12 protein-coding genes are annotated in these 13195 nt (G+C 65.1%); 9 read left to right on the top strand and 3 right to left on the bottom strand.

What is annotated here, in order from left to right:
- Positions 1-82: 82 nt before the first annotated feature.
- Both adk and JYP50_RS16265 read left to right on the top strand, forming a co-directional pair.
- Positions 83-730, top strand: coding sequence for an adenylate kinase (adk, locus tag JYP50_RS16270; protein WP_206561609.1), 648 nt, complete (start codon positions 83-85; stop codon positions 728-730).
- A gap of 371 nt (positions 731-1101) precedes the next feature.
- The gene (locus JYP50_RS16265) at positions 1102-1932 is read left to right on the top strand and encodes a hypothetical protein (protein ID WP_206561608.1); all 831 of its coding nucleotides are present in this window, start codon (positions 1102-1104) and stop codon (positions 1930-1932) included.
- A 265-nt stretch (positions 1933-2197) separates the two neighbouring features.
- Here JYP50_RS16265 and mobA read toward each other — a convergent pair whose 3' ends face one another.
- Positions 2198-2776, bottom strand: coding sequence for a molybdenum cofactor guanylyltransferase MobA (gene mobA, locus JYP50_RS16260; protein WP_206561607.1), 579 nt, complete (start codon positions 2774-2776; stop codon positions 2198-2200).
- 103 nt (positions 2777-2879) lie between these two features.
- On the opposite strand from mobA, the gene tsaB reads away from it, so the two are divergent.
- The 6 genes from tsaB (at position 2880) to JYP50_RS16230 (ending at position 8725) form a co-directional block, all read left to right on the top strand.
- Positions 2880-3620, top strand: coding sequence for a tRNA (adenosine(37)-N6)-threonylcarbamoyltransferase complex dimerization subunit type 1 TsaB (tsaB, locus tag JYP50_RS16255; protein ID WP_206561606.1), 741 nt, complete (start codon positions 2880-2882; stop codon positions 3618-3620).
- Positions 3620-4414: an undecaprenyl-diphosphate phosphatase gene (locus JYP50_RS16250; RefSeq protein WP_206561605.1), complete on the top strand. Its 795-nt coding sequence runs from the start codon at positions 3620-3622 to the stop codon at positions 4412-4414. The genes tsaB and JYP50_RS16250 overlap by 1 nt, the downstream gene beginning before the upstream one ends.
- 118 nt (positions 4415-4532) lie before the next feature.
- Positions 4533-5123 (top strand): TetR/AcrR family transcriptional regulator, encoded by a 591-nt coding sequence (locus tag JYP50_RS16245; RefSeq protein WP_206561604.1) that lies wholly within the window; start codon positions 4533-4535, stop codon positions 5121-5123.
- A 53-nt stretch (positions 5124-5176) separates the two neighbouring features.
- Positions 5177-6493, top strand: coding sequence for a M18 family aminopeptidase (locus JYP50_RS16240; protein ID WP_206561603.1), 1317 nt, complete (start codon positions 5177-5179; stop codon positions 6491-6493).
- A 4-nt stretch (positions 6494-6497) separates the two neighbouring features.
- Positions 6498-7625: a tRNA-queuosine alpha-mannosyltransferase domain-containing protein gene (locus JYP50_RS16235; protein WP_206561602.1), complete on the top strand. Its 1128-nt coding sequence runs from the start codon at positions 6498-6500 to the stop codon at positions 7623-7625.
- An 83-nt stretch (positions 7626-7708) separates the two neighbouring features.
- Complete coding sequence (locus JYP50_RS16230) at positions 7709-8725, top strand: tryptophan--tRNA ligase (RefSeq protein ID WP_206561601.1); 1017 nt, start codon at positions 7709-7711, stop codon at positions 8723-8725.
- Between the two features lie 9 nt (positions 8726-8734).
- Here JYP50_RS16230 and JYP50_RS16225 read toward each other — a convergent pair whose 3' ends face one another.
- On the bottom strand, positions 8735-10798 hold the full coding sequence (locus JYP50_RS16225) for a TonB-dependent receptor (protein ID WP_206561600.1): 2064 nt from the start codon (positions 10796-10798) through the stop codon (positions 8735-8737).
- A 93-nt stretch (positions 10799-10891) separates the two neighbouring features.
- On the bottom strand, positions 10892-11884 hold the full coding sequence (locus JYP50_RS16220) for a phospholipase A (protein ID WP_206561599.1): 993 nt from the start codon (positions 11882-11884) through the stop codon (positions 10892-10894).
- 200 nt (positions 11885-12084) lie between these two features.
- Between JYP50_RS16220 and JYP50_RS16215 the strand changes: the two genes are divergently transcribed.
- Positions 12085-13188: a phosphoribosylaminoimidazolesuccinocarboxamide synthase gene (locus tag JYP50_RS16215; protein WP_206561598.1), complete on the top strand. Its 1104-nt coding sequence runs from the start codon at positions 12085-12087 to the stop codon at positions 13186-13188.
- Positions 13189-13195 lie beyond the last annotated feature (7 nt).

Here is a 13195-nt window from a genome sequence, read left to right as displayed (position 1 = left end):
TACTGCCCCTTTATAACACCCAAATACCGATTTCCGGGCTGCCTCGCGCCAGCTTCCGGACCACTACCGAGGAACTCCCCGAATGCGATTGATTCTGTTGGGCGCACCGGGCGCCGGTAAAGGCACCCAGGCACAGTATATTTGCGAGAAATACCAGATTCCCCAGATCTCGACCGGAGACATGCTGCGGGCGGCGGTCAAGGAAGGCACCGACTTGGGCTTGAAGGCCAAGGAAATCATGGATGCCGGCGGCCTGGTGTCCGACGACATCATCATCGGCCTGGTCAAGGAGCGAATTGCCCAGCCCGATTGCAGCGGCGGCTTTCTGTTCGACGGTTTCCCCCGCACCATTCCCCAGGCGGAAGCCATGGTGGAGGCCGGCGTGGATATCGATCATGTGGTGGAAATCGCCGTTGACGATGAAGAGATTGTTTCGCGGTTGAGCGGCCGCCGGGTACACCCCGCGTCGGGTCGCGTCTATCACGTCAAATACAATCCGCCGAAGCAGGCGGGAGTCGACGATGAAACCGGTGACGCGCTGGTACAGCGCGATGACGACACCGAGGCAACGGTTCGCAAGCGCCTGCAGGTGTATCAGGAGCAGACCAGTCCGCTGATCGATTTTTACGAAAGCATGGAAGGTGACAAGGCCCCGGGCTATCACCGTATTGCCGGCGTGGGCAGTGTCGAGGAAATCCGCGACAAAGTATTTACCTCGCTGGAAAGCTGATTTCCAGCTAGATCATCGTAAACATTTATTGAAAGAGGAGCGTGGCTCCTCTTTTTTTTGTTTTTTTTCCGCATTTATTTCCCGCTTGTTTCCACGGCATTTTTCTCTACTCCGCGGGTTGCTCGTGCTTCACGTGAGTTAATGCAGTCTAAGCGGTTTGCGCAAAACCCCTTTTTTTATAGTGTTAAACGGCAGCGGTGACTGAAGGCTGAAAGTGGCGCCGTGTGTTTTAGCCCGCCCGCAGTTTGATAATCGTGCTGTCGAGCGTCGCGCAACCGTTGCATTATCGCCGGGGCATTTGTTGTACCTCATTGCTTTTATTGCTATTTTTGGTTTGCGTCACCCGAATAACAACCGTGGAGATTTGCGCAATGGCAACTGCTAAAAAGACAGCGGCAGCTAAATCAAAGAGAACGACTCGTCGGGCACCGGCACGAAAAACCGCCGCAAAAAAAGCACCGAGGAGGAAAGCTGCAAGCGCGAGCGCGATGACGCCGGCGCTTAAACGCGCTAGCGAGGCCCTGGAAAAACTTCAGAAAAGCCTGGCGTCAGAGCAGAAAGCCCTGGCCGATGCGCGCAAACGCGCCGCGGCGGCACGGGCCAAGGCGGACAAGCGCGCTACTCGCGCGGCGACCAATGCCTCGTCCAAGGCGTCGGCGCGCATTAAAGCCGTGCGTGAGCGCATTGCTGCGGCTCGTGCGCGCGTGAAGGAATTGGTCGAGGACGCCAAGCTGAAGGCGGCGCAGGTCGCGGCCAAGGAAAAGCTGGCGGCGAAGAAAGTCGAACTCGCCGCCAAGGCGGAAGCAGATAAGGCGGCGGCGCTGGCCAAGCACGCCGCGCGCTGGGCGAAAACCCGCGCCAAGGCCGACGCCAAGAAACTCTCCACACTGGAGAAGAAGCTGGAACGCCAGTTGAAGGCAGTGGAGAAGAAGGCCGCGGCCAAATTAAAGGCGGCGGAGAAGAAAAAAGCGGCAAAGGCCAAACGCAAGAAAACTACCGCGCGCAAAAAGGCCGCGCCGAAGCAAGCCGCAACCCGGAAAGCGGCACCGAAAAAAGCCACGGCGCGCAAGTCGCCGGCCAGAAAGAAAGCCGCGGCGAAGAAGACCGCCACCAGGAAGGCTCCCGCGAGGAAAACCACCGCACGCAAGGCGGCCACCCGGCGCAAGGCGAGCCCGAGGAAATCGGCGGCTCGCGCTTCCTGACATTGGGCTTTTAACCGTGGCAAAAACGCCGGCGATTTGCCGGCGTTTTTTTTGGTCGAATGAATTCGACCCTACACGGTATGCGGCGCCTCGCCCTCGCCCCATACACGGTACGCGGTGCCTCGCCCCTCCGATTCCGTGCACGGTCGCGCGGTGCCTCGCCTCTCGATCCCTGCACGTTATACGGCGCCGCTCCCCTGTAGGGCGGAATTCATTCCGCCGCTTTTTAACAAGGGCCCGTGTAGCCCGCGACTGCCTCAACCATTCAGTTGTCGGGGGCGATCCGGTTGATATTGTCAAAACAGCCCTCTTGGTCGGAAAAATCGACGCGCTCACGACGCAGGGTCGCATACCAGCCGCGCACCGAACGTTCCCCGCGCGCCAGGTAATCACGCAGGGCCGGCAGCGCCTCGCGGCGCAGGACGGCGGCGAGGTATTGCTCGCGTTCGCCGTCGAAGGCCACGCACAGTTGCAGGGCGGGGTTTTGCATCGGCGCGCTGAGGCGCGACGCCAGGTCAACCGGGACGCGGGGGGTATCGCAGGCGCAAACCAACAGCAGTGGAGTGGTAAGCTTGGGCGCGGCGGTGGCGATACCGGCCAGTGGGCCTTCGAAGCCAGGCAGGTCGTCCTTGAACACGCGATCCGAGAGGCGGGCGTAAAAATCGGTATTGCGATTGCAGCTGATCCACAGTTCCTCGACTTGGGGGCGGAGCCGGTGGCACACATGTTCCGCCAGTGGCGTGCCGTGCCAGGGCAGCATGCCCTTGTCGCGCCCGCCGACACGGCGGCCCGCGCCGCCGGCCAGGACCAGGCCGGTAATGCCAGGGGTATTTGAAAATTGCATAACCGCCACGGTAATCTCGCCGCCACTTCTTCACTGGATGTGCCTGTGGGATAATCCCAGAATCCCGCGCCACGGACAATCTGGCAACCCGCCGGGAGGGCGCTTGCCCGAATTTTTTACGGAACACCAGCGCATGGCCAACTTCCTCGCTATAGATACTTCCACCGACGCCTGCTCCCTGGCCTTGCTGCGTGACGGCGAACTGAGCGAGTGTCACGAGATCGTTCCACGACAACACAGCCAGCGGTTGTTTGGCATGTTGCGGGAGCTGCTGCCCCACGGCCGCTTGCGCGAGCAGGGTGTCGACGCGGTGGTATACGGCGAGGGTCCCGGCTCGTTCACCGGTTTGCGCGTCTGCGCCAGCGCGGTGCAGGGTTTGTGTTTCGCCGCTTCGTTGCCGGCGATTCCGGTGAGCACGCTCACCGCCCAGGCCTACACCGCACTGCGGGAGGGCCTGGCGGGAGACGGCGATTTGCTGTTGAGCACCCTGGATGCGCAGATCGGCGAGCTGTATTGGAGCCTGTGCCGTGTGAGCGGCGAGCACATAGAGCTGGTCGAGGGGCCACGGGTGGCGCCCCCGCACGCCTGCGCCGTCGGCGAGGCGTCCCGGGAATTGGTGGTGGTGGGCTCCGGCCTGGTGCACCGGGAGGCATTGCCGGCGGACCTGGCGGCGCGTATTGGCGCGGCGTATCCCGACCTGCTGCCCCGGGCCCGCGATCTGTTGCCGGCTGCCGGGCGGGCCTGGGAGGCGGGCCGCGTGCTGCGGGCGGATGCGGTGCGCCCGGTCTACGTGCGCGATGAAATTACCTGGAAAAAAATACCACAACAGGGACGGCCGGATTGATGGAACCCTTACAGGCGCTGGTTCTTGCCCTTCTGCAGGGCCTGACGGAGTTTTTGCCCATTTCCAGTTCCGCCCACCTGGTGATTCCGTCGCTGGTGCTGGGCTGGCCGGACCAGGGGCTGGCCTTCGATGTCGCGGTGCATGTTGGCACCCTGGCGGCGGTGGTGATTTTTTACCGACGCGATCTGATGGCCATGGCCGGGGGGTGCCTTGGCATGGGCGCGCCGGAGGCGTCGGCGGCGCAGCGGCGCCTGGTGGTATTGCTGGCCTTGGCGACCGTGCCCGCGGTGCTGTTTGGTTTCGCCGGCGACGACTTCATCGAAAGCCATCTGCGCTCCCTGCCCGTGATCGCCACCACCACGCTGGTATTCGGTCTCCTGTTGGGGTTGGCGGAGTGGCGTGCGCCGGCGAACAGCGTGCAGCTCACCTGGCGCCTGGCATTGCTGGTGGGGCTGGCCCAGGCCGTGGCTCTGGTGCCCGGTGTGTCCCGTTCGGGGGTCACCATTACCGCGGCGGTGCTACTGGGGCTGTCGCGGCCCGATGCCGCCCGCTTTTCCTTCCTGATGTCCATTCCGGTAATCGCCGGTGCGGGCTTGCTGAAAACCCTCGATCTGCTGGAGGCCCCGTCCCCGGTGGACTGGTTCTGGCTCGGGGTCGCCAGCCTGGTGGCAGGTATCACCGCCTATGCCTGTATCCGGGTATTCCTGGGCTTGCTTGAGCGGATAGGGTTGATGCCCTTCGTATACTACAGGGTTATCCTTTCCCTCCTTCTTTATGCCATCTGGATCGCCTAGTTAAAAAACTTGCCTGCAACATTTCTGGCCTTTGCTACACTCTGTATTGGGTGTATGACTGTAGGTGGGTGTAAAAGATCTTTCGAGCTGCAATGGTATCCCCGGGAGGGTTGTTGCCATGCCAAAGATAGTTGATCACGACGAACAAAGGCTTCAGCTCTCGGCAACCGTAGCGCAGGTGGTGGCGGAAGCCGGACTGGAGCACACGACTCTGCGCACCGTTGCCGCGCACCACGGCTGTACCAAGGGCATGGTGCAGCACTATTTCGCCGACAAGGACGAGCTGCTGCTGGCGGCGCTGAATTTCGTCGAGGACCAGTGCGAGGAGCGCTTGCCCGATGAAGACAGCGGCCACGAGGGCCTCGACCTGCTACACGCCCGCCTGGCTGCCCTGCTGCCGGTAAATGACGAGTTGGTGGACGAGTGGCGGGTACGGCTGGCTTTCGTGACCCTGGCGGGGCAATCGGACGACGTCCAGGCGATTATCGCCGAACGCCAGGCCACCCAGCAGGCCGAGGGTGTGCGCCTATTGCGCCAGGCCCAGCGGGCCGGCCAGCTGAAAAAGGGGGTGTCGCCCGTCAATGCCTATCGGCTGCTGTCGTCCCTGGTCAACGGCCTGGGCGTGGCGGCGGTGGTGGGGGACGGGCAGTGGAGCCCCGCGGTGCAAAAGGGCCTGCTCAAGGGAGCGGTTAACGACTTGCGTCGCTGAGCCCGCGCCACTACCCTAGCGGGCTTCGCATCGCCAAGCAGGTACCGCAGGTCATGCCGCTGCCCGACAACGCCCAGTTCAATCGCGCGCTGTGCGATTTCCTCGCCCGCGCCACTACCCCTTTTCACGCCGTGCAGGTCATGGCCGAGCGCCTCGCGGCCGCCGGATTTCGGGCCCTCAGGGAGGACCAGGCCTGGCGTCTGGAGCCCGGGGGCAAGTACTACCTGACGCGCAACGGCAGCTCGATTATCGCCTTCAACCTCGGCAGTGCCGCCGGGCCGGAGCAGGGCATGCGCATGGTCGGTGCCCATACCGACAGCCCCTGCCTGATGGTCAAGCCGCAACCGGAGAAGCTGCGCCAGGGCTACTTCCAGCTCGGGGTCGAGGTATACGGGGGGGTATTGCTCAACCCCTGGTTCGACCGCGATCTGTCCCTGGCGGGGCGGGTCACCTACGCCGATGGCGGCGGGGCGATGCGCTCGGCGCTGGTCGACTTCCGGCGCGCCATCGCCACCATCCCGAGCCTGGCGATCCACCTGGATCGGGAGGTGAACCAGAACCGCAGTATCAACCCCCAGACCGATATCCTGCCGGTGCTGACCCAGCTCCAGGGCGACAAGGCTCCGGATTTCCGCGAGCTGCTGGCGGAGCGCCTGCGCGCCGAGCACCCGGGCATCGACGTGGCGCGGGTGCTGGATTACGAACTGTGCTTCTACGATACCCAGCCGGCGGCGGAGTTGGGCCTGGAGGGCGGGTTCATCGCCGGGGCCCGGCTCGACAACCTGCTCAGCTGTTTTACCGGCCTGGAAGCCTTGCTCGCCGCCGGCGGCGAGCAGAGCGCGCTGCTGGTGTGCAACGACCACGAAGAGGTGGGTAGCCTGTCGGCCGCCGGCGCCCAGGGGCCCTTCCTGAGCTCCGTACTGCGGCGTATCAGCGGCGATGAAACCGCCTACGCCGGGCTCACCGATCGCTCGATGATGATCTCCGCCGACAATGCCCACGGCATTCACCCCAACTACGCCGACCGCCACGACGACAACCACGGCCCCCGGCTCAACGCGGGTCCGGTAATCAAGATCAACGCCAACCAGCGCTATGCCACCAACAGCCAGACCGCGGGGCTGTACCGTCTGCTGGCGCGGGAGGAGGAGGTGCCGGTACAGGCCTTCGTAGTGCGCACCGATATGGCCTGCGGCAGCACCATCGGCCCGATTACCGCCGGCGGTACCGGTATACGGACACTCGATATCGGCGTACCGACCTTCGGCATGCACTCCATCCGCGAGCTGGCCGGCAGCCGCGATGCCTGGGACTTGAGCCGCGTGCTGCGGCGCTTCTACGACGTCGACGGGCCGCTGTTCCCCGCCTGATCCGGTGCGGGTACTGCTACTGTCCGCCTACGACGCCGGCAGCCACCGCTACTGGCGGCGGGGCCTGTCGAAGATGTTGCCGGACTGGGAGTGGCGCGGTTTGGCTCTGCCGCCGCGCCACTTCAGCTGGCGGGTGCGCGGCAACCCCCTGTACTGGGCCCTGCGCGAGCGGGAGCGGCTCGAATGCCGGCCCGATCTCGTGGTGGCCACTTCCATGGTCGACCTGGCCACCCTGCGCGGCCTGGTGCCGAGCCTGGCCGCGGTGCCGACCCTGTTGTACTTCCACGAAAACCAGTTCGCCTACCCCGAGGGCAGTGGTCGCCACGGCTTGCTGGAGGCGCAGATGGTCAGCCTCTACGGCGCGCTCGCGGCGGATCGCCTGGCCTTCAACAGCGCCTACAATCGCGACAGCTTCCTGCGCGGCGTGGACGCGCTGCTGGCGCGGCTGCCGGATTATGCGCCGCGGGAGGCGGTGGATCATCTCGCCCGGCGCAGCGCCGTGCTGCCCGTGCCCCTGTTGCCGGGGGACGACGCGGCGGCGGGCGAGAGTTGTTGGCCGCCGGTCCCGGCCGTTGGCGCGCGCCCGCTGCGCCTGCTGTGGCCGGGGCGGCTGGAATACGACAAGGGCGGGGAGGGGCTGGAGCGAATCCTGTCGCGCCTGGAGGGGAGCGGCCTGGACTACCAGCTGGCACTGGTGGGCCAGGAGTTTCGCCGCTTGCCCGCGGTGTTTGGGCGCATCCGCGAGCAATACCGTCACCGGCTGGTGCACTTCGGCTGGTTACAGCGGGTGGCGGATTACCACCGCCTGCTGGAGGAGGCCGACATGGTGCTGGGCACCGCCCTGCACGAATTCCAGGGTGTCGCGGTGATGGAGGCGGTGGCCCGGGGCTGCGTGCCGGTGCTGCCCGCGCGCCTGGCGTACCCGGAATTGTACCCCGCGGAGTTTCTGTACGATTCCCGGCCGGACGACCCCGGGCGCGAGGCGGACGCGGCCTGTGAGCGCCTGCTGGACCTGGCCGCCGCGTGGCGCCGGGGAGATGTCGCCGGCCCGTCGGTGTCGGACTATAGCCTCGAGAAGCTGGCGCCGCGCTATCGCGCGATCCTGCAACAGCTCGCCAGCCGTTCAGGCTGATCGCGGCCGGGGCGAAGTCGGGCGGGATAGCCGCGGGCGGCGAATCCCGCTAGAATTGCCGCTTTTTACGAGCATGTCCCGCTATGAGCACCCCGGCCAAAAAACGCGTCCTGACCGGTATCACCACCACCGGCACTCCCCACCTGGGCAACTACGTCGGCGCCATTCGCCCGGCGATTGCCGCCTCGCGCGACACCAGCAGCGATTCGTTTTTTTTCCTGGCGGATTACCATGCCCTGATCAAGTGCCAGGATCCGGAGCATGTGGCCAGCTCCAGCCGGGAAATCGCCGCCACCTGGCTGGCCCTGGGGCTCGATACCGAGCAGGCGGTTTTCTACCGTCAGTCGGACATTCCCGAGATCACCGAACTCACCTGGGTACTGTGCTGTAGTGCCGCCAAGGGCCTGATGAACAGGGCCCACGCCTACAAGGCGGCGGTGCAAGTGAACGAGGAAGCGGGGGAGGACCCCGACTTTGGCGTTACCATGGGCCTGTTCAACTACCCGGTGCTGATGGCGGCGGACATTCTCATGTTCAACGCGCACCAGGTGCCGGTGGGCCGGGACCAGATCCAGCACCTGGAAATGGCGCGGGATATCGCCCAGCGTTTCAACCACAATTACGCCGAGCTGTTCACCCTGCCCGAGGCCGTGGTCGACGATAACGTGGCCGTGTTGCAGGGCCTCGACGGGCGCAAGATGAGCAAGAGCTACAACAACACCATTCCCCTGTTCCTGCCGGAAAAGCAGCTGCGCAAGCATATCAACAAGATCAAGACCAACCTGCTGGAGCCGGGCGAGCCCAAGGACCCGGACGATTCCACCGTCTTCCAGGTGTGGTCCGCCTTCGCCTCGGCGGAGGAAACCGCGCGCATGCGCGCCGAGTTCGCCGCCGGTATCGCCTGGGGCGAGGCCAAGAAGCAGCTGTTCGAGCTGGTCAACGACGAACTGGCCGCGGCCCGCGAGCGCTACAACGCGCTGATGGAGGACCCGGGCTATATCGAGTCGGTGCTCAAGCGCGGCGCCGAGCGGGCGCGGGAACACAGCGCGCCGCTGCTGGCGAAAGTGCGCGAGGCGGTGGGCATCCGCGCCATGGGCTAGGCGGGCAGCCTAGCCGCCGATCAGGTAGCTCAGCTCCAGGTAGACACCGCGGGGCTGACCGACAAAGTAGCGGTACTCGCCGAAACCAAAGTCGGCGCGTTCGGCGTAGTCTTCATCGAGCAGGTTGGTCACCCGTACCGCGGCCGAGAGCCCGCGGCCAAGCGCGGTGCTGGCCCGAAGGTTGAGCAGCTGGTGGCCGTCGTAGCGGAAGCGGTTGGTGGGTTCCAGGTAGTATTCGTCCAGGTACACCCACTCCAGTTCCGCCCGCGCGCGCGCGCCCAGCCAGCCCAGGCGGGCGCTGCCGAAGCGCCGCGGGGCGGTGTCGATATCGTTGCCGTCGATATTCCCGTCGACGCCCAATAGTGGTGCGTCGCCGTCGTAGGTGTGCCGGGCCACGGTGAAATCCAGGCCGGTGTACCACTGCTCGCCCAGGCGGTAGTCCAGCGACAATTCCGCGCCCCGGTGGCGGGTGCTGGCGCCGCTGACGTTCTGCCGGTCGGCATCCTGGAAGATCACGTCATCCTTGTGCATGTGGTACAGCGACAGGCTGTACTCGAGGCCGTTGTCCAGCGCGCCGCGAATGCCCAGCTCAATGTTTTCGATTTGCTCGGAATCCAGGTCGGCCACCCGCTGCCCGGCCTGTAGCCGGTACAGCTCCGCGGTCTCCGGGGCGCGAAAGCCGTTGGCGAAGCGGGTGAACAGGTACTGCCGCTGGCTGAACTCGTAGCTCGCCCCCAGGTTCAGGGACCAGTCCTGGAAACGGTCGTCGCGGTCGGCGGGGCGGTAGAAACGGCAGGCGCTGGCTTCCGTGCCGCAGGCGGGGCCGTCACCGGTGTGGTTGTCGTAATCGTAGCCGGTGTGCTCCAGGCGCAGGCCGCCATCGAGAGTCCAGCGCGCCGCCGGTTGCCAGCTCAGTTGGCCGAACAGGGCCGCGTTGAGCGCGTCCACCGTGTAGTCGTAGTGCACGCCCGCGGGTTGATTGGGGCTGAAGGGCTCGGCCTGGGTCTCCTTGAGCCAGCCCTCGGTGTATTCGGCCTCGGCGCCGGCGATCCACCGCCAGTTGTCGCTGTCACCGGCTTCGCCGCGCAGCAGGGCGCGCAGGCCCAGGCTTTCGTGGCCGTTCTCCTCCACCGCCTGCCAGGGCAGGAAATGCTGCAGGAACGCCATGCCGTTGTTGCGGTAGTAGGGGGTGAGTTGCAGCTGTGCGCCGCCGGCCAGTTCAGTGGATGCCTGGCTGTAGGCGCGCAGTGACCAGGCGTCACGGTAGGCCTCGGGATTGGGGTTGGTGGTGCGCAGGTCATCGTCCTCGTAGACCTTGTAACCCTGGATGAAGCCCGCGGTCTCCTGGTTCAGGTTGCTGCCTTCCAGCACCGAGCGCAGGCGCCACCGCGGGCCCTGGTAATCGTGGCGCAGGCTGAGTTTCTGCTGGTCGTAGCCGGCGTCGTCGAGATAGCCGCCATCGGTGGTGCCGTTGGCGCGCAGGCTGAAGCCGTGGGCGCCGTGGCGGCCGCTGTAGCGGTAGCGGCCGCGGTAGTAGTCGTCGGGCCCGGCCTCCATGGACAGTTCCTGCTCGGGTACCTCGGCGGGCCCCGGGGACAGCACATTGATCACGCCGTGCATCGCGCTGGTGCCGTAGAGGGCGGTGGCGGGTCCCTTGATCACCTCGATGCGGCCGGCTTGTTCGGTATTGGCCTCGAACAGCTGGTTCACGTTGCAGAATCCCGGCGCGCGCAGGCTGATGCCATCCGCCGCCATCAGGAACGAACCGCAGCCGCCGGCCCCGGTCAGCACCGGCGAGCGCAGGGCGGTGAGGCTCTCCTGGCCGTTGCCGCGACTGATCCAGGTGCCCGGTACCCGCTGCATGATTTCGTTGGGGTGCACATGTCCGGTCAGGGCCAGCGCCTCGTCGTCGATGCTGGTATAGGACAGGGGAGTGGGCAATCCGTCCTGGGCGAGGCGGGTGGCGGTGACCAGGATGTGCTCGGGGTTCCGTGGTGTTTCTTCCGTCGCCAGCGCTGGCTGGCTGGCCGCCAGCAGGGCCGCGATCAGGGTGAGTTCCGGGGCATTGTTCATTGTCGTCCGCTTATTGTCTGAGAGTGTCCCTGCGCTATATTTTAACGGGTCTCGCGGGGAGTAACAGGGCGATGGTCCCCGCGCCGCCGGGCGCTACAGCAAATCGGTGAGCGACAGGCCCACCCCGATGCGGTTGGTGATGTGGTCGTAGTCGACCATGCTCTCGCCGTAACCGTGGAAGTACTGTATGTAGCCCTTGAAACGGGGGCTGATGGGGAAGGTCCACTCCAGTTCCACCGCGCCTTTGTTGTCGCTGCGCAGGTTGTTGCGCAGCATCACCGAGAACTCGTGCTGGTGGTATTTCCACACCCCGGTGAGGTCGCCGTAGCCGTAGTAGTCGAGAATGTCGGGGTTGTCGTCGTCTTCCCGGCTCTCTGGCAGGCGATACCACAGGCGCGCCCCCAGGGTCATGCGCTGGCGTTCGAACACGGCGCCGCCGATGATCCGGTTCCAGCTGCGCGACAGGTCGCCGCCCTGGCCGTTGGACTGGTGGTTGAGTCCCAGGGTCAGCAGGGTGTTGGTGAAACCCAGCGCTTGCCAGTCGTTCTCGAAGGTAAAGAACACCTCCGGCTGGTAGTTGGTCTCGCGAAAGGGCGATGACTCGTTGTAGACCTGCCACCAGTTTTCCTGAGTGTATCCGCCCCACAGGCTGTTGCCCTCGCCGAGCAGGTCCCCCCAGATCAGGGCCTTCACGCTGAACTGGAATTTGGCCTCGACTTCCTGCATGTCGTCGTCGGGATACTGTGCCCGCCAGGGTTCGTCGTTGATGCGGCTGTTGTAGGTGACCGGCAGCAGGTAATTGCGCCGGTGGGGCGTAAGCACAAAGGCATTGTTGGCGACCGCCTGCTCCTGGCGCAGGCGCTCTCCGGCAAGCAGCTCCTTGCGACCCGGACCCTCCTGCCTGACCACTTGCTCGGCCAGCGCGTTGGCGTCGGTCGGGGTGTCGTCGCTGGCTTCCGCCTCCGCCTTGGCCAGCGCGTCGTAGCAACCCAGTCGCAGCGCGTCGTCCTGGAGCAGGGCGCACTCGGCCAGGGAGTTGGCGGCGCCGGCGAGCGGGGCCAGGACGCCGGCCAGAACGGGGAGCACGAGGGAAGCTGTTACCGGGCGCATAGCGGCAGTACCAAAAAGCGGGAGAGGGCCGCCATGATAGTGGAAGGCGGGCGGCCGGGACAATCGCGGCGCCGGGATGCCCGCGGCAGAGGTTTTTGCTAGAATTCGCGCTTTTCCGGTGCCCGGGCCGCGAGCCCGTGCGGCCTCTTCTTCGTATGAACTATCGGGACATTCAAATGAGTCTTGCAGACAAGGTTTTGGCGGTAAACAACGACCTGCCCATCCGTACCGACGCCCCCATCCACAGCGGCAAGGTGCGATCCGTGTACTGGCTCAGCGCCGCCGACAGTGCCCGGCTTATCGCCGAGCGGGGCTACGACGTGGCCGCCGACGCGCCGCTTGCCATCATGGTGATTTCCGATCGCATATCCGCTTTCGATTGCATCTGGCACGGCGAGGGTGGCATGAACGGCGTCCCCGGCAAGGGCGCGGCGCTGAACGCCATCTCCAATCACTGGTTCCGCCTGTTCCGCGAACGGGGCCTGGCCGACAGCCATATCCTGGAAATCCCGCACCCGCTGGTGTGGATCGTACAGAAGGCCCGGCCGGTGATGATCGAGGCGATCGCCCGGCAGTACATCACCGGTTCCATGTGGCGCGCCTATGCCAAGGGAGAGCGCGAGTTCTGCGGTATTGGTATTCCCGACGGCCTGGAGCGCGACCAGAAATTGCCCGAGCTGCTGATTACCCCGTCCACCAAGGGCATCCTCGAGGGCATCCCCGGCGTGCCGGCGGTGGACGACGTGAACATTACCCGCGGCGATATCGAGGCCAATTTCAAGGCCTTCAATTTTTCCACCGAGGCGGACATTGATCGCTACGAGACCCTGCTGCGCGAGGGTTTCGAGGTCATCGGCGACGAACTGGCGAAGCTGGACCAGATCTTCGTGGATACCAAGTTCGAGTTCGGCTACGTGACCGACGCCTCGGGCGCGGAAAAACTGATCTACATGGACGAGGTGGGCACGCCCGACTCCTCGCGCATCTGGGACGGCCCCGCCTACCGCGAGGGGCGGATCGTGGAAAACTCCAAGGAAGGCTTCCGCCAGTTGCTGCTGAACCACTTCCCCGACCCGGATGTCCTGCTCGACAAGGACCGCATGACCCAGCGCCAGGCCCTGGCCCGCGACCACGCGCTGCCCACCGAAGTGCTGATGGAGGTTTCCGCGACCTACACCGGTATTGCCGAGCGCATCACCGGCGAGCCCCTGAGCATCGCCGACAATCCCCGGGCGGAAATCATCGATGTGCTGGGGCGCGAGTTCGGCCTGATCGACTGACCCGCCC

Origin of the sequence: Parahaliea mediterranea (assembly GCF_017255185.1) — a bacterium.
In the GTDB taxonomy this organism is placed as follows: domain Bacteria; phylum Pseudomonadota; class Gammaproteobacteria; order Pseudomonadales; family Halieaceae; genus JAFKCZ01.
This window is presented reverse-complemented; position numbering and strand designations above follow the sequence as displayed.